The sequence below is a fragment of the Nocardiopsis sp. iso_237 genome, assembly GCF_056173345.1.
The window spans coordinates 2,942,316-2,958,402 of sequence record NZ_CM149669.1 but is presented as its reverse complement, the minus strand read 5'-3'; the positions used below and the strand labels follow the sequence as shown (position 1 = coordinate 2,958,402).

The following is a 16,087-nucleotide window of genomic DNA, read 5'->3' as shown; positions in this document are numbered from 1 at the left end:
GCATTCTGTTCATTGCCACAAGTGACCGCGTCCCACCGAACCAATGCATCATCCTGGTCGTGACAGTTCGCGACCTGGGTCTCCAAAGGGATCGATGACCGTTTTTGGCCCATCACGCGCGTCAGGGCCGGAGCGCCCACCGATTCCCAGGGATTGCACTACTCCCGGTTCCACGCCTTGCGCGGACACGCCCTGCGGTACCTCCCACTCCCAAGCGACCTCGCTGACACCGCTGGGTACCGGGGCGGGTGTGGTCGGGAAAGCATCGGCGACCGTGTGCTCCGTCGGCTGGTGCACGGCCAGCAACCACCAGAGGCCACCGTCGGGAGTCGTCAACCTCTCTTCCATGAGGGGGAACCGCACCACGTCGATGGCCGCGAGCAGGATCCCGCCGCAGACCAGCCCCAGACCAACCCAGCTCACCGCCTCCGGCCGGACTCGGCTGGCGACCCGCGACTCGTTCTCCACCTACGGTCCTCGTTCCTCACCGCGTTCGTGACCCGACTCCAGCGGACAGCATGGGCCAAGGTGCGGATACCGATCACTTCACCGTGTGACGGAGGACGACCCCCGGCCCCCGAGAACCTCGCGAGGTGCCATCGGACGCCGCCACGGCCACACGACCGGGGTCTCGACACGTGTCGGGACCCCGGTTCCCGTTTCGGGCGTGGTCAGGGCTTACGGGCCACCCCGCAGAAGTCGTCCACCTCGACGACCTGGCCCACCTCGACCTCGTTGGGGCGCCAGCGGGTCACCGACACCACACCCGGCTCCAGCAGGTCCAGCCCCTCGAAGAACCGCGCGATCCTCTCCGGGGTGCGGTTCACGCGCGGGTTCTGGCCGCTCTCGTTCCAGTGCCGCACCATCGCGTCCATCGTCTCGGTGTGGATCACGTTGGTGTCGTCGTACAGCACGAGGTAACTGCCGGAGGGCAGCGCCTCCACGAGTCGGCGGACGAGCGCGTACGCCTCGTCGTCGTCGGTGATGTGGCCGACGATCCCCATGAGCATCAGGGCGACGGGCTGGTCGAAGTCGAGGGTCCTGCGGGCCTCGCGCAGGATGTGCTCCGGTTCGCGCAGGTCGGCGTCGACGTAGTCGGTGGCGCCCTCGGGGGTGCCCACGAGCAGGGCGCGGGCGTGGGCCAGCACGAGCGGGTCGTGGTCGGTGTAGACGATGCGTGACTCGGGGGCGATCGCCTGGGCCACCTCGTGGGTGTTGTTCGCGGTGGGCAGGCCGGTACCGACGTCGAGGAACTGGCGGACCCCGACGTCGCGGGTGAGGTGGGTGACCGCGCGGACCAGGAACGCGCGGGCGGCGACGGCGATCTCCACGATGTGGGGGTTGGTACGGCGGATCTCGTCCCCGACGGCCCGGTCGGGCGGGTAGTTGTCCTTCCCTCCCAACCAGTAGTTCCAGACGCGGGCCGACTGGGGGACGGTGGTGTCCAGTCGGAGTCGCGAGGGGGTGGCACGCGTGTGGTCGTTGGCCATGGGGATCCCGTCGGTGTGGGGGGCGGACGGGTCTCAGGCTAGCCAGTGTGTCCGGTGCCCCGGCCGCCGTGACCGACCCGGGGCCGCTCCGTTCCGGAGCGCCCCGGGAGACTCCGCCTAGTCCCTCGGACGCAGCAGGACCGGCAGCTCCTTGAGGCTGTTGACCACGATGGAGGGGTGGTTCTCCAGCTTCTCGTCCGGGACGGCGAGCCGCAGGTCGGGGAAGCGCTCGAACAGCAGCGGGAGGGCGATCTGCCCCTCCATGCGGGCCAGGTGGGAGCCCGGGCACACGTGCGGCCCGTACCCGAAGGACATGTGGCGCCCCTTCTCCCGGGTCAGGTCGAAGGTGTCCGGGTGCGGCTCCTCGCCGTGCTCGTCGCGGTCGCGGCTGATCGCGCCGTAGGAGGTCATCAGGGCCTCGCCCTTGCGGATGGTCCGACCGCCGAGCTCCACGTCCTCGGTGGCGAACCGGAAGACCATGTTGGAGGTGGGCGGGTCGAAGCGCAGGGTCTCCTCCACGACCGCGTCCCAGCCGATCCTGCCCTCCTTGACCAGGTCGAACTGCTCGGGGTGGGCCAGCAGGGCGCGCACGGCGTTGCACAGCAGGTTGACGGTGGTCTCGTGCCCGGCCGCCACGACCACCTGGAGGGTTCCGCGCACCTCCAGGTCGGTGAGCGCGTCGCCGTCCTCCCCGGTGTTGAGGAGTTCGGTGGTCAGGTCGTCGCCCGGGTTGGCGCGCTTGGCCGCGATCATGCCCTCGTAGTAGCGCTCCAGGGTCGCGTAGGTCTCCAGGAACTCCTCGGGGCCGGTGACCGCGCTGAAGAACTTCACGTACATGTCGCGCAGGTAGCCGTGCTCGGCCGCGTCCACGCCGTAGAGCTCACCGATCACGCTCATCGGCAGTTTGAAGGCGAACTCGTCCTTGAGGTCCAGCGGCTCGTGCGCCCCGGCCTCCAGAGCGTCCAGGAGCTGGACGGTCAGGTCGTGGACGCGGGGACGCAGGCGCTCCACCCGCCGGGCCGAGAACGCCTTGGCGGTGAGCAGGCGCAGGCGCTTGTGCTCGGCGCCGTCGGTGCCCAGGAGGTTGGTCGGGGTGGGCGGGATGGTGCTCATCAGCGGCCACGTCGCGGGGATCCGGCCCTGCTGGTAGTCGTCCCAGTGAGCGATGTCCTTCACCAGGCGCGGGTCGGTGAGCGCCGCGCGGGCGGCCTCGTGGCGGGTGACGGCCCAGGCGGTCACCCCGTCGGGCAGCTCCACGCGGGTGACCGGACCGGCGGCGTGGAGGATCTCGCGTTCGGCGCGCAGGTTCGTGACGTAGGGGTCCAGGGTGACGGTTGCGTCGGTTCCATGCTGAACGGGACAGGGCATCGGTGCACTCCTCGGGTCGGTTCGGGGGATGGTGGGGAGGACGCGGGGATCGGGGCACACGAGGGCCGGGAGCCGTCAGTGGCCCCCGTAGGGATCGGTCGGGGTGAAGGTCACGGGCAGGGAGGCGACCCCCCGCACCCACGGCGAGGGGCGCCAGCACAGCTCCTCGGCGGGGACGGCCAGTTCGATGTCGGGGAGCCGGTCCACCAGCACCTCGACGCCGGTGACGGCGATGATCTCCGCGATCTCCCGCGCCGGGTAGGGGCACTGGTGGGGTCCGTGCGAGAACGACAGGTGGGCCTGGCTGCCGCGGTCACCGATCCGGCCCGCGGTGGAGCGCACGAGGGGGTCCCGGTTGGCGCCCGAGATCCCGAGAAGCACCAGGTCCCCCTGGCGGATGACCTGGCCTCCCAGCTCCACGTCGTGCGCGGCGAAGCGTCCCGCGTGGATCTGGGTGGGGGTGTCCTCCCACAGGACCTCGTTGAGGGCCTCCTGCACGCTGTTGCGTGCACCGGCGATGGACGCGCCGAAGCGGTCGTCGGTGAACATGAGCCGCAGCGCGTTGCCCAGCCACTCGGCCGTCGGCTGGTTGCCGCCGCCCAGCAGGACGATGAGCTCGGGGATCGCCTCCTCGTCGCTGTACGCGGCGGGGTGGCCGAGCAGCCGGGAGACGACGTCCGGCCCGGGCCTGGCGCGGCGCTCCGCCACGAGCTCCCCCATGGCGGCCATCAGCGCCTGCTGGGCGACCATGGCGTCGGGGCCCCCGTCGATCATGGTGTTCATGTCGTCGGCGAGGCGGTCGCCGCGCGGGTCGTCCAGCCCGTACATCCAGCTGAGCACGAGGGCGGGCAGCCGCGCCGTGTAGGAGGTGCGCAGTTCCGTGCCGTCGGTGGAACAGAAGGCGTCGATGAGCCGGTCGGCCATCCGCGCGGTGGTGGTGCGCAGCTCGTGCAGGTCGGTGCCGGACAGGGCGTCGCTGAGCGCGCCGGTGCGGCGGCGGTGCTCGGCGCCCTCGGAGTAGAGCACCGACGGCAGCTGGATCACCATGGGCAGCATCGGCCAGTCGGCGGGGACCAGGTGCCAGGAGTTCCAGCGGCTGGAGCTGCGCGCGAACGTCGTCGTGTCGTTCATGACCTGGTGCAGTTCCCGGTAGCCGACGACCAGCCACGCGGGGACGTCGCCCTCCATGCGTACGGGGACGACCGGCCCGTGTTCGGCCCGCATCCTCTCGTAGAGGCCGCCCGGGTCGGACTGGAACTCGGGGCCGTACAGCTGGACGGGGCAGCCGGTCATCAGGCACCTTCCGTGATCAGGGAACGCACGTGTTCCACCAGGGCGATGAGCACCTTCTTGGCCGAGTCGCGCTCGCGGGCGTCGCAGCGGAGCAGGGGGATGCCCGGGTCCAGGTCCAGGGCGGTGCGCACGTCCTCCAGGGAGTGCTCGGACGCACCGAAGTCGTTGTGCGCCACCACGAAGGGCGTGCCCTGGTCCTCCAGGCGGTCGATCGCGTAGAAGCAGTCCTCCAGGCGCCGGGTGTCGACCAGGACGACCGCGCCCAGTGCGCCGGTGAACAGCCGGTCCCACAGGAACCAGAAGCGCTCCTGGCCGGGCGCTCCGAACAGGTAGAGGACCGAGGTGGCGTCGAGGGTGATGCGGCCGAAGTCGAAGGCCACGGTGGTGGTGCGCTTGCCCTCGACCCCTTCCAGGTCGTCGATGCCCGCCCCGGCGCGCGTCATGGTCTCCTCGGTGGTCAGCGGGCGGATCTCGCTGACGGAGCTGACCATGGTGGTCTTGCCGACCCCGAAGCCGCCGACCACGGCGATCTTCAGGGCCTGTTCGGTGCTGTCGGCCAGCGGGGTGACCGGCTGGTCGGTGCGAGCGGGTTCAGAGGTTGTGGAGTGCAACGAGCACCTTCTCCAACACGTCCGGGGAGGCGAGGGGGTGCGCCGGTGAGGGCGCCGGGGCCGGGTGGCGGGCGGTGACCCGGCCGGTGTCAAGGAGGTCGGTGAGCAGGATCCGCGTGACCGCCACGGGCAGGCGCAGGTGGGCCGCGACCTCCACCACCGCCATGGGGCTCACGCACAGGCGCAGGACGGCGGCGTGTTCGGACTGCATGCCGGGGACCGGCGCGCTCTCCGCGACGATGAGGGCGACGGCGTCCAGGGAGTCGTCGGCGCCACGGCTGCGGCCCGAGGTGATGATGTAGAGCCGGTCGGGGCTCTCCCGTCGGTACGGGCTCACTCCGCTTCGGCTCCGACTCGGGACGGCGTGGTGAGGTGCTCGCCCATCTGCTCGACCAGTTCGTTCATGTTGTGGCCGACCAGCCCGGGCTCGGCCTCACCGTTGGTGATGACCGCCAGGTGGGTGCCGTGCCCCGCCTCGACGATGAAGAGGAGGCCGCCGTAGAACTCGGCCATCGCCTGCCGGACCCCGCCGCGGCCGTCACCGAACTCCACCGAGGCGCTGTGCGCCAGGCTCTGCACCCCGGCCGCGATCGCGGCCAGGTGGTCGGCGCTGTCGTTGCCCAACCCGGCGGTGTGGCACAGCTTGAGGCCGTCCCGGGAGAGCACGAGAGCGTGTCGGGTGCCGGGGGTGCGCTCCAGCAGGCCTTCGAGCAGCCAGGTCAGCGTCTTGAGGTCCATCATGTTTCCTTCGGTGAGTCGGTCGTCTCCTGGCCGCGCACGGCGGAGCGGAACGCGCCGAACCCCTGGGACGGGGTGCGGGGGCCGGCCTCCTTGGGGGCGGGCCGGTTGCGTTCCGCCGCCGCGAGGGACCGGCCCCGGCGGCGCATGGGCAGTCCGCTGTCCGCCCTGGGGGCGGGGGCCGTGTCGGCGGAAGGGGCCGCCGTCTCGCGGGAGGAGGGCTCGGGAACGGTGATCGGCTGTGCGGGGACGCTGGCGGGCAGCGGTTTGACGATGCGCTGCGGCAGGAGCAGGACCACGGCGGTGCCGCCCCTGGAGGAGGAGCGGAAGGAGACTTCGAGACCGTAGCGCTGGGCGATGCGGCCCACGACCGACAGTCCCAGGCGGGTCCCGGAGATGGTGGTGATGTCGAGGCCGTCGCTCACCGCGGCGCGGGCCCGGCGCAGTGCCTCCTCACCCATGACGAGGCCGCCGTCCTCGACCATGACGGCGATCCCGGCCTGGACCTCCTCCACGTGGACGTGGACCTCGGCGGTGGGCGGGGAGAACTTGGCCGCGTTGTCGAGGATCTCGGCCAGGGCGTGGATGACGCCCTCGGCGGCGAACCCGGCGACCGCCAGGTTGGTGACGCTGTGGGTGCGCACGCGCTGGTAGGCGCCGATGCGGCCCATGGCGCCGCGCAGGACGCTCTCCATGGGGATGGCCCGGCCCCAGCGGCGGCCCGACCGCGCGCCGGTGAGGATCGCGATGCTGTCGGCGACCCGCCCGGTCTGCGCGGTGGTGTGGTCCAGCTGCATGAGGTCACCGAGGACGTCGGCCCCGGCGTCGCCGTCGCCGTGGCGCTCCTGCATGCGGCGCAGGTCGGCGAGCATGGTGGTGGACAGCGCCTGGACACGTCCGGCGGCCGTCGCGCACGCGGCCATGGCGGCGGAGCGGCGGCGCTCGGAGGCGGAGATCTCGGTGGCCACGCTCCGAAGGGCGGCGGAGATCGCGGGGTCCGCCACCTCGGGCATCCGGTGCAGGACGGTGTCGGCGGAGTCACCGGCGCGCAGCTGCTCGACCATCCGGGGCAGGAGCCGGGTGGAGAGCGCCGCGGTCTCGGCGTGGGCCCGTTCGACGCGGGCCCGCAGCTCGGCGGCCTCGCGGTCGCGGCGTCCCAGGAGGAGCGCCAGGACGAGGATCAGCAGGAGCGCGATCCCTCCGGCGGTCAGGACCGGGGCCCACCCGTCGGGCCGGGCCGCCCAGAGCGCCCACCCCCAGGCGGGCAGGGCCGGTACCAGGACGAGCAGCCAGCGCGGGGTGGTCGACCCCTGGGGCGGCGCTCCGTCGGGACGGGGGGTCTGGTCAGTCATGGTGCTCCATGTCCGGACACGTCCTCACTCTTTGTACACGCCGAAGGGCACGCCGAACGGGCATCCTCGGCCCACGTGCACTGTTGTGTTACATAGGCGGTCGCAAGGCCCTCAACCTGCCCTTTGTTCACACAGCGAGCAAAGATACCACTTGACTCAACTGTCTCCCATGTCGAAACAATGACAATTACCGGAGTTATCAGACAAAGCCAGCGATACCGCACGGGGGGCGATACATCACCGGACCGGAGTGCGAAGCGACCGCCCGGAGAATCCCGGGGGAACGCCGACCGAATCCCCGGGTGCCTTTCCTCTAACCGCGCCGACGTGCGAATACGGACCCGCCCGAATATCCGCGTCCCCGACCTCGGGAACCTCGGACCACACCGGACCGGGTACCGCACGGAGGGGTCGCGGGCCACGGGCCCGGAGGCGGGGGTCGGGTGTGTCGGGGTGGGTGCGCGGACTTCGACACCCGGACCCCTAGAGTGGTGCAGGTCACAACCACCGGAGGGGCTCGGTGAGGCGGGCCCTCGTGGCGCGGGCGGGCTCCCGCGTCCGCCCGGGAGGTTCGACCTCAGGTCAGTGGGGAATCTTGACGTGGACCGACGCGTTACACCCCGCGAGACCGCACAAGCGCCTGGAGGCACCCACACGATGGCCGAGCGAGCACTTCGCGGCACACGGCTCGGGGCGACGAGCTACGAGAACGACCGCAACACCGACCTGGCTCCCCGGCAGGAAGTCACCTACGACTGTACCCGGGGTCACCGCTTCTCGGTCACCTTCGCGACCGAGGCCGAAATCCCCGCCGAATGGGAATGCCGTTTCTGCGGCGACCGCGCACTGCGCCGTGACGGCGGCGGCGAGGAACCCAAGAACACCAAACCGGTCCGCACCCACTGGGACATGCTGCTGGAACGCCGCAGCATGGAGGATCTGGAGGAGGTTCTCGCCGAGCGGTTGGAACTGCTCCGCGCCCGTCGCCGCGAAGAGGCGGCGAAGGTCGAGGAGATCGCCAAGCAGCGGCAGAGCGCCTGACCCCTGGGACGGCCCGACGGCCTGCCCCTCGACGGATACGGGGGCGGTGGACATGGTCCACCGCCCCCGTCGTCGTGTCCGGGTCCGGTCAGGCCTCGGTGCCGAAGGGGTCCTGGGTGTGGCCCACGAGCTCCTTGACCGACCCGAGCACCCGGGTGGGCCGGTAGGGGAACTGGTCGGCGGTGTCGCGGCCGGAGATGCCCGTGAGCACCAGGACGGTCTGGAGGCCGGCCTCCAGGCCGCTGAGGACGTCGGTGTCCATGCGGTCACCGACCATGAGGGTGTTCTCCGAGTGCGCGCCGATCCGGCGCAGCGCCGAACGCATCATGAGGGGGTTCGGCTTGCCCACGAAGTAGGGGCGGCGGCCGGTGGCCTTCTCGATCAGCGCGGCGACCGCGCCGGTCGCGGGCAGCGGACCCTCGGCGCTGGGCCCGGTCTCGTCGGGGTTGGTGGCGATGAACCGGGCGCCGTTGCGCACCAGTCGGATCGCCCGCGTGATGGCCTCGAAGCTGTAGGTGCGGGTCTCCCCCAGCACCACGTAGTCCGGGTCGCGCTCCGTCATCACGTAGCCCACGTTGTGCAGGGCGGTGGTCAGACCCGACTCGCCGACCACGTAGGCCGAGCCGCCGGGGCGCTGGGTCTGGAGGAACTGGGCCGTGGCCAGCGCGGAGGTCCAGATGGACTCCTCGGGGATGTCCAGCCCGGTGTTGAGCAGTCGCGCCCTCAGGTCGCGGGGGGTGTAGATGGAGTTGTTCGTCAACACCATGAACGGGGTCCCCTGCTCGCGCAGCTCCGCGATGAGCGTGTCCGCTCCCGGGATCAGGTGCTCCTCGCGTACGAGCACGCCGTCCATGTCGAAAAGGTAGTTCCACTCGTTGCTCACGTGCCCCATTGTGCAGGTACGGACCACTAAGGCGCCATTCCTACCGACCGGTATCCGCGTGTTGGGCAGTTGAGACTGCTCACACCGGTCACACGGGCGGCCAGGGGACGGAGGGCCAGTCGGGGGCCGGGTAGGGGTGGATGCCGTGGTGGATGAGCAGGTCCACGCGTTCGCGCACCGCGTAGGCCTCGGGTCCGGTCAGGTGGGAGGCCAGAGTGGCGCTGAGCGGGTCGTCCGGGGCGCGCAGCCGGGTGCGCAGGGAGGCCAGGGAGATCAGTGCCTCGTCGGTGAGGGGCTGCCCCTGCCACTGCCACAGGACCGTGCGCAGTTTGTAGTCCTCCGCGAAGGACACCCCGTGGTCGCAGCCGTACAGGTGCCCCTCGGGCGTGGGCAGCAGGTGGCCGATCTTGCGGTCGGAGTTGTTGATCACCGCGTCCAGGACGGCCATCCGGCGCAGCCCCGGGTGCTCGGTCTCCCGGGAGAGCGCGACGAGGTCGACGGTGGTGTCGCCGTGCACCCACAGCTGGACCATGCCCTCGCCGTAGGGGCCGTCGCGGTGGACGGTGGGCGGCACCACGGACCAGCCGAGCGCCTCGGAGACCGCGTAGGCCGACACCTCACGACCGGCGAGCGTGCCGTCGGGGAAGTCCCACAGGGGCCGCTCCCCCGCCACCGGCTTGTACACGCACACGGCCGAACGGGCACCGTCGGAGACCGTGCAGTACAGGGTGGCGTTGGAGGCCGCCGTCAGGCGCCCCTCCACGGTGATCTCCCCACGGCGCAGGAGGTCCAGCCCCTCGTCCGGGGTGAGCCCGCCGAAGGCCGCCGTGGTCACCGTCGGCGGTGGTTCGGCGGTCGGGGAGCCGCAGGTGTCGTCGTCCACGAGGTGCCTCAGACGAGACGGTCCGGGCGGTAGCCGTTCTGGCGCGCGCAGATGTGGCCGTTGGGGTCGAGCGGACGTCCGCAGAGCGGGCAGTCGGGGCGCCCGGCGGAGACGACCTTCAGGGCGCGTCCGGCGAAGGCGCGCGCCTCGCCGGGGCTGAGGTAGACGCGCAGGACGTCGCGGTGGGCGGGTGCCTCCTCCGCGAAGACCTCCAGCTCCTCCTCTTCGTCGTCCTCGACCAGCTCCTCGGTGGCGGTCTCGTCGATCTCCTGGGCCTCGATGATGACCCGGGCCACCTCGGCGTCCCAGGCCAGTGCGAGGGTGCCCACGCGGAAGTCCTGCTCGATGGGCTGTTCCAGCGGGCCGTCGTCCTCGGGCGGGGCGACGTCGTCCGGCGGCGCTCCGAAGCGGCGGTGCACCTCTTCCAGCAACTCCTCGATACGGGTGGCCAGGGCCTCCACCTGGGACTTCTCCAGCGCGACGCTGGTGATGCGACCCTCACCGACGGCCTGGAGGAAGAAGGTGCGGTCCCCAGGCTGGCCGACGGTCCCGGCGACGAACCGTTCCGGCGGATTGAACTGAAAGACGGGCATGGGTAGCACCCTAAGGGATGACGGTGACACGGTGCGATACGCCCACGGTCAGGGGCGGGGCGTCCCGTCCCCGGTCCCGTCCTCGGTCCCGGCCGTCTGTCCCGCTCCGCCGCCGACGGCCGCGTCGCCCCGGGTCTCCGCCGCCGTGGGCAGGGCCCCGGCCAGGGGCTCCCCGGTGTCGTTGAGCTTGTTCAGGAAGGGCCGGGTCCGCGTGTAGGTGATGGAGGTGACCGAACACGGGTCCACGCGCAGGCGCTGGAAGAGGTCGAGGTGCATGCCCAGGGCGTCGGCGACGATCGCCTTGATCACGTCGCCGTGGCCGCACACGACGTACACGGGAGGGGCGGAGCCGGGCGGGGCCTGTTCGAGCAGTCGGCCGTTCCAGTCCCGGACCGCCTCCACGGCGCGGGCGGAGGTCGTGGCCAGGGCCTCCCCGCCGGGGAAGCGGGCCGCGCTGGGGTGGTCCTGGACCACCCGCCACAGGGGTTCGGCGGCCAGTTCGGTGAGGGAGCGGCCGGTCCAGCTCCCGTAGTCGCACTCGACGAACCTGTCGTCCGTGGTGACGGAGGTGCCCAGGCGCTCCGCGATGGCCTCGGACGTCTCCTGGCAGCGTTCGAGCGGGCTGGACACGAGCGCGGCGGGGGCCAGCCCCGCCAGTCGATCGGCCAGGCGGGAGGCCTGGTCGCGGCCCACGTCGTTGAGGTGGACGCCGGACGCGCGGCCGGCCAGTCGCGGCCCGGTGGCGTCGGTCATGCCGTGCCGGACGAGCAGGAGGGTGATCGCCTCGGGCGCGGGGGCGTCGGCTGGGGTGTCTGCGGGTGTGGCCATGGCACCAGGGTAGGTCGCCCCGACCCTCGGGGCGGGCCACCGTGGCCGGTGGCCCGCCCCGGGGTGCGGAACGTCCTGGGACGCCCGGAACGCGGGCGGCGGGAGCGGCTATCCGACCCCGGCTCCGCCCTGCGGGGAGAGGGCCCCGGTGGTGACCAGCACGATGATGAGCACGCCCAGGGCGATGCGGTAGTACACGAACGGCATGAAGCTGTGCGTGGTGATGAACTTCATCAGCCAGGCGATGACCACGTAGCCGATCACGAAGGCGACCAGGGTGCCGACGATCGTGGCGCCCCAGCCCGCGTACTCGTTGCCGCCGATGTCGAGCATCTTGTACAGGCCCGAGGCGAACACGGCGGGCATGGCGAGCAGGAACGCGAACTCGGCCGCGGCCGGTCGGGAGAAGCCGAGCAGGCGGCCGCCGGTGATGGTGGCGCCCGAACGGGAGACACCGGGGATCAGCGCGAGGGTCTGGAACAGACCGAAGGTCACGCCCCGGCCGAGGGTGAGGTCCTCCAGCTCGTTCTGCTTGCGGGCGAAGTGGTCGACGGCGCCCAGGAGGAGGCCGAAGAGGATCAGGGTGAGGGCGATGAGGCGCAGGTCGCGGAAGACACCGTCGATCTGGTCCTCGAAGAGCAGGCCCAGGACACCGATGGGGATGGTCGCGAGGATGATGTACCAGCCCATGCGGGCGTTGACGTCGCCGCGCAGGTCCCGGTCGACCAGGGATCTGCACCACACGGAGATGATCGCCCACACCCGTTTGCGGAAGTACACGACCACCGCGAGTTCGGTGCCGATCTGGCTGACGGCGGTGAAGGCCGCACCCGGGTCGGACCAGCCGAAGAAGGCCGCGAAGACGCGCAGGTGGGCGCTTGAGGATACGGGCAGGAACTCGGTGAGTCCTTGGATGAGGCCGAGAACGACCGCCTCGAAGATGGACACTCGGTACGGACTTTCGTGACGGGTCCGAGCCCTCGGGGGCACGGACACGAACCAGATGGGGTGACGGCCCGGACGGCCCGCGTGACGAGAGGACGCGTCGGCGCTGGTCCGGCCCTCACCGACAGTACGCAGCGAAGATGTACCCAGGGCCTACTTCCGATGAACACGGTAATCTCCGCCGCATGGAACAGCGACAGGTGGGCAGATCAGGGCTCTGGGTGTCTCGTACCGCCCTCGGCACGATGAGCTGGGGAAACGACACCTCTGAGGAGGAGGCCGGGCAGCAGCTCACCGCCTTCGTGAACGCGGGTGGCACGCTCGTGGACACGGCGGACATCTACACGGGCGGCCAGAGCGAGCGGATCCTCGGGCGGCTCCTGCGCGGGACGGTGCGCCGCGAGGACGTGGTGGTGGCCACCAAGAGCGGGCACACGCCGGAGGCGTACCGGCCGGTGGACGGTTCCCGGCGCCACCTCCTGGCGTCGCTGGACGCCTCGCTGCGGCGCCTCCAGACGGACTACGTGGACCTGTGGCAGCTGCACGTGTTCGACCCGCGTACGCCTCCCGAGGAGACGCTGTCCGCGATGGAGACGGCGGTCACCTCGGGCAAGGCCCGCTACGTGGGCACGGGCGACCTCAAGGCCTGGCAGTTCGCCACGTTGGCGACCTGGCAGCGCGCCCAGCCCGGACGGGTGCCGCTGGTGAGCGCGGGCACGGAGTACTCGCTGCTCAACCGGGGCGCCGACCACGCGCTGCGCCCGGCCGCGGCGGCCAGCGAGGCGCACGTGATCGCCTGGTCCCCGCTGGGTCGGGGCGTGCTCAGCGCGAAGTACCGCAACGGGGTCCCGGCGGACTCGCGCGCCGCCTTCCCGCACATGGCGCCCTATGTGGAGCCCTACCTCGACGACCGCAGCCGCAGGGTGGTGGAGTCGGTGTGCACGGCCGCCGAGGGGTTGGGGGTGTCGCCGCTCGCGGTGGCGCTGAGCTGGGCCCGCGACCAGGACGGGGTGGCCTCCGCCGTGGTGGGTCCGCGTACGCTCTCCCAGCTGGAGGAGATCCTGTCCGTGGAGAGCGTGCGCCTTCCGCCGAAGATCCGCGACGCCCTGGACGACGCCACCGCCGGACCCGAGCGCTGAGGGCCCGGGCCCGCCGCGCCCGGGCTCAGGAACCGGGCGGGATCGGGAAGTTCTGGTCGAAGACGTGGTCCGGGTCGTACACGGCCTTGAGCGCCCGTAGGCGTCCCAGCGCCGGTTCGGGGAACGCCTGGGCCAGGACCTCGGGGCCGGTGCGCGTGTCGAAGCTCAGGTAGAGCCCCCGCGCCGCCTCACCCAGCTCCGCCCAGCGGCGGTCGAGGGGTTCGGCACGGCGCCCCATGGCGGCCAGGGAGAACTGGGCCGAGCGGTGCGGGTAGGCGGTGGCGTCGGCCGCGACGTCGTTGACCGCCCCGCCGACCTGGCGCAGCTGCATGAAGTAGGCCTCGCCCGTGGCGAGCGCCCGGGCCATGGCCTCGGCGGACTCGTCGGTGACGTGCTCCAGCAGCGCCGATCGGGCGACCGGTGTCCCGCCGCCCTCGTGGGGACCGGCGTGCCCGACCAGGACCGCCGGATAGGGGGCGACCTGCGCGCGCTGGTCCAGGACCGGGCCGACCTTGAGGAAGGGTTCCAGGGCCTGGACGGCCGCGTCGGTGTCGTCCCCGGCGAACACGACCATGGCCTGTGCCACGGGTCCCTGGCCGCCCCGGGCCTGTCCCAGGGTGAGGAAGGCGGTGACCTCGCGCGGCGCGGACTCGGCCACCTCGCCCCAGGTGCGGAGGAAGGCCGCCGTGTCCGAGGCGTCGTAGGCGAACTGGCCGAGGACGACGTCCCGGACCGGTGCCGCGACCGCCTCCACGGAGGTGACCGCGCCGAAGTTGGCCCCGGCGCCGCGCACCGCCCAGAAGAGGTCGGGGTGGTGCTCGGCGTCCACCCTCAGCAGGTCGCCGCCTGCGGTGACCAGCTCGACCGCGGTGAGGCGGTCGATGGTCAGCCCGTGGGCGCGGGACATGTACCCGAGGCCCCCGGTGGTGGCGAGCCCGCCGACCCCCACTCCCCCGTGGTCGCCGGAGCTGATCGCCAGGCCGTGCTGGTGCAGGACCGAGCCGACCTCGCCCCAGCGGGCGCCCGCGCCGAGCCGGACGAGGCCGGAACCGGCGTCCAGGACCTCCACCTCGTTCATCCGGCCGAGGTCGACGACCACGCCGCCGTCGTTGGTGGAGCGGCCGCTGATGCCGTGTCCGCCGCTGCGTACGTTGAGCGGCGCGTCCTGTTCGAGGGCGTAGGCCAGGGCCTCGGCCACCTGGTCGGGCTCGGTGGGGCGGAGCACGAGCCCGGGGCGGCCCCGCTGCATGTACCCGTGCCGGACCTTCGCGTACCCCTTGTCGCCGGGTTCGACCGCCGTGTCGCGCAGGGCGTGCGGGACGGCGTCGTAGTCGATGCCGGGGCGGCGGGCGGTGAGGGCGGCGGCGGGGCGGACCGGTCCGGCGGGGGTCCCGGCGCTGGCGCGTGCGCGTTCGACCGCCTCGCGCAGGGCGGGGGCCACCTCCTGTCCGAAGGTGTCGATGGTGCGCGGGTCGTCGGTGGGCAGCACGAACGTGGCGAACCCGTGTTCCAGGGCCAGGGGCAGCAGCTGTTCGACCCACTGTTCGGGCGGCCCTTGGAGGAATCCGCCGCCGACCGGGGAGAACGCGGCGCCCGTCAGGTTGATCAGTCGGCGGATCTGCCGCGGGTCGCGGCCGTGTTCGCGCGCGGAGTCGTCGATGGTCGCGTTGAGCCCGGACAGGTCCTCGGGCTGGACGTAGCCGAGGCTGGGCAGCCAGCCGTCGGCCTTGGCGCCGACCAGGCGGAGCATGCGGGGCTTGTAGGCGCCCAGCCAGATCCCGATGTCGTGGGCGGGCTCGGGGCCGCGCTTCATGCCGTGGACGGAGTAGTGCTCACCCTGGAGGCGCACCCCGCCGCGGGCGTCGGTGTCCCACACCGCGCGGATGAGGTCGATCGCCTCGGAGAGGGCGTCCACGGACTGGCCGGGGGTGCGGCGTCCGCCGCCCATGGCGTGGATGGCGTCCCAGATGCCCCCGGCGCCGAGGCCCAGCTCGAAGCGGCCCTGGGAGAGGCGGTCGAGGCTGGCGGCGGCGCGGGCCAGGACGGCGGGCGGACGCAGGGGCAGGTTGACCACGTTTCCGGAGACACGGAGGCGTTCGGTGCGGGCGGCGACCCAGCTCAGCAGGGTCCAGGTGTCGAGGAAGTCCGGGTTGTAGGGGTGGTCCTGGAAGGTGGCCAGGTCCAGCCCGGCGGCTTCGGTGAGCTCCGCGAGCCCGACCACGCGGTCGGGGTCCTGGGCGGTCGGCGTGAGGAAGGTGCCGAACTCCAGGGGGTGTCCGTAGTCGGGCATGGCCTGGTCTCCCGGGGATCGTTTGTGTGGCAAATGATGTTCAGATCAACTTATCTGGTTCAACACCTATTCCTGGTAATCTCGGGCCATGACACCCACCACGCCGGAGCCCGACACCGGCACCGGGGACCACAACCTGGGCTGGTCCCTGGCCGTGCTGCTGCGCCGCTGGCACGAGCACGTGGAGGCGGCCCTCGACGACCTCCCGCACGGCAGCCGCGGCTACCACGTGCTGGCCGCCGCCTCCAGGGGAGACGCCCCCACCCAGGCGGCTCTGGCCGAGCGCCTGCTCATCGACCGCAGCGTGATGACGTACCTCATCGACGACCTGGAGGCCGCCGACCTGGTCCGGCGCCGGGCCGACCCGGCCGACCGCCGGGTGCGCAGGGTGTGCTCCACCGACCACGGCGCCGAGGTCCTGGCCAGGGCCGACCAACTGGTCGAGCACGTGGAGGAACGGCTGCTGGGCGGACTGGACGCCGACACCCGGGCGCTCTTCCGTGCCGCCGCGGGGCGGGCCGCCACCGCCGTGCAGGAGGCCTCCCCCGACACCGACCCCTGCGCCGCCGTCCTCCAGGTGACCCGGGACACGTGAGCCTGTGGACGGCGAACACCGCGTGTCGCCGCGAGTCG

16 protein-coding genes are annotated in these 16,087 nt (G+C 71.9%); 3 read left to right on the top strand and 13 right to left on the bottom strand.

From position 1 onward, the window contains the following. Positions 1 to 671 precede the first annotated feature (671 nt). The 7 genes from AC0VYM_RS13540 to AC0VYM_RS13510 all read right to left on the bottom strand — a co-directional run bounded on the left by AC0VYM_RS13540 (position 672) and on the right by AC0VYM_RS13510 (position 6,852). Positions 672 to 1,490 (bottom strand): SAM-dependent methyltransferase, encoded by an 819-nt coding sequence (locus AC0VYM_RS13540; protein WP_475462624.1) that lies wholly within the window; start codon positions 1,488 to 1,490, stop codon positions 672 to 674. 117 nt (positions 1,491 to 1,607) lie between these two features. Next, positions 1,608 to 2,858, bottom strand: a complete 1,251-nt coding sequence (locus tag AC0VYM_RS13535; protein WP_475462623.1) for a cytochrome P450 family protein — start codon at positions 2,856 to 2,858, stop codon at positions 1,608 to 1,610. Positions 2,859 to 2,933: 75 nt separating this feature from the next. Then, on the bottom strand, positions 2,934 to 4,151 hold the full coding sequence (locus AC0VYM_RS13530) for a cytochrome P450 (RefSeq protein WP_475462622.1): 1,218 nt from the start codon (positions 4,149 to 4,151) through the stop codon (positions 2,934 to 2,936). After that, entirely contained in the window at positions 4,151 to 4,762 is a 612-nt protein-coding gene (locus AC0VYM_RS13525) for a GTP-binding protein (RefSeq protein ID WP_475462621.1), read from the bottom strand. The genes AC0VYM_RS13530 and AC0VYM_RS13525 overlap by 1 nt, the downstream gene beginning before the upstream one ends. After that, positions 4,743 to 5,099, bottom strand: a complete 357-nt coding sequence (locus AC0VYM_RS13520; protein ID WP_475462620.1) for a DUF742 domain-containing protein — start codon at positions 5,097 to 5,099, stop codon at positions 4,743 to 4,745. The genes AC0VYM_RS13525 and AC0VYM_RS13520 overlap by 20 nt, the downstream gene beginning before the upstream one ends. Then, the gene (locus AC0VYM_RS13515; protein WP_475462619.1) at positions 5,096 to 5,500 is read right to left on the bottom strand and encodes a roadblock/LC7 domain-containing protein; all 405 of its coding nucleotides are present in this window, start codon (positions 5,498 to 5,500) and stop codon (positions 5,096 to 5,098) included. The genes AC0VYM_RS13520 and AC0VYM_RS13515 overlap by 4 nt, the downstream gene beginning before the upstream one ends. Continuing rightward, positions 5,500 to 6,852 (bottom strand): ATP-binding protein, encoded by a 1,353-nt coding sequence (locus tag AC0VYM_RS13510; protein WP_475462618.1) that lies wholly within the window; start codon positions 6,850 to 6,852, stop codon positions 5,500 to 5,502. Before AC0VYM_RS13510 ends, AC0VYM_RS13515 begins: the two co-directional genes overlap by 1 nt. A gap of 657 nt (positions 6,853 to 7,509) precedes the next feature. Between AC0VYM_RS13510 and AC0VYM_RS13505 the strand changes: the two genes are divergently transcribed. Further along, positions 7,510 to 7,893, top strand: coding sequence for an RNA polymerase-binding protein RbpA (locus AC0VYM_RS13505; RefSeq protein WP_017535724.1), 384 nt, complete (start codon positions 7,510 to 7,512; stop codon positions 7,891 to 7,893). A gap of 88 nt (positions 7,894 to 7,981) precedes the next feature. Here the strand turns inward: AC0VYM_RS13505 and AC0VYM_RS13500 are convergent, their stop codons facing one another. The 5 genes from AC0VYM_RS13500 to AC0VYM_RS13480 all read right to left on the bottom strand — a co-directional run bounded on the left by AC0VYM_RS13500 (position 7,982) and on the right by AC0VYM_RS13480 (position 12,028). Continuing rightward, positions 7,982 to 8,785, bottom strand: coding sequence for an HAD-IIA family hydrolase (locus tag AC0VYM_RS13500; RefSeq protein ID WP_475462617.1), 804 nt, complete (start codon positions 8,783 to 8,785; stop codon positions 7,982 to 7,984). A 79-nt stretch (positions 8,786 to 8,864) separates the two neighbouring features. After that, a complete protein-coding gene (locus AC0VYM_RS13495) occupies positions 8,865 to 9,659 on the bottom strand; it encodes an SCO1664 family protein (protein WP_475462616.1) in 795 nt (264 codons plus the stop codon). An 8-nt stretch (positions 9,660 to 9,667) separates the two neighbouring features. Then, entirely contained in the window at positions 9,668 to 10,252 is a 585-nt protein-coding gene (locus tag AC0VYM_RS13490) for a DUF3090 domain-containing protein (RefSeq protein WP_475462615.1), read from the bottom strand. A 48-nt stretch (positions 10,253 to 10,300) separates the two neighbouring features. Further along, positions 10,301 to 11,080 (bottom strand): MSMEG_4193 family putative phosphomutase, encoded by a 780-nt coding sequence (locus AC0VYM_RS13485; RefSeq protein ID WP_475462614.1) that lies wholly within the window; start codon positions 11,078 to 11,080, stop codon positions 10,301 to 10,303. A 108-nt stretch (positions 11,081 to 11,188) separates the two neighbouring features. Further along, positions 11,189 to 12,028 (bottom strand): undecaprenyl-diphosphate phosphatase, encoded by an 840-nt coding sequence (locus AC0VYM_RS13480; protein ID WP_475462613.1) that lies wholly within the window; start codon positions 12,026 to 12,028, stop codon positions 11,189 to 11,191. Between the two features lie 182 nt (positions 12,029 to 12,210). On the opposite strand from AC0VYM_RS13480, the gene AC0VYM_RS13475 reads away from it, so the two are divergent. Further along, positions 12,211 to 13,164, top strand: coding sequence for an aldo/keto reductase (locus tag AC0VYM_RS13475; protein ID WP_475462612.1), 954 nt, complete (start codon positions 12,211 to 12,213; stop codon positions 13,162 to 13,164). 25 nt (positions 13,165 to 13,189) lie between these two features. Here AC0VYM_RS13475 and AC0VYM_RS13470 read toward each other — a convergent pair whose 3' ends face one another. Beyond that, positions 13,190 to 15,454 (bottom strand): LLM class flavin-dependent oxidoreductase, encoded by a 2,265-nt coding sequence (locus AC0VYM_RS13470; RefSeq protein ID WP_475462611.1) that lies wholly within the window; start codon positions 15,452 to 15,454, stop codon positions 13,190 to 13,192. An 88-nt stretch (positions 15,455 to 15,542) separates the two neighbouring features. Here AC0VYM_RS13470 and AC0VYM_RS13465 point away from each other — a divergent pair, with 88 nt between their 5' ends. Next, positions 15,543 to 16,049, top strand: a complete 507-nt coding sequence (locus AC0VYM_RS13465; protein ID WP_475462610.1) for a MarR family winged helix-turn-helix transcriptional regulator — start codon at positions 15,543 to 15,545, stop codon at positions 16,047 to 16,049. Positions 16,050 to 16,087 lie beyond the last annotated feature (38 nt).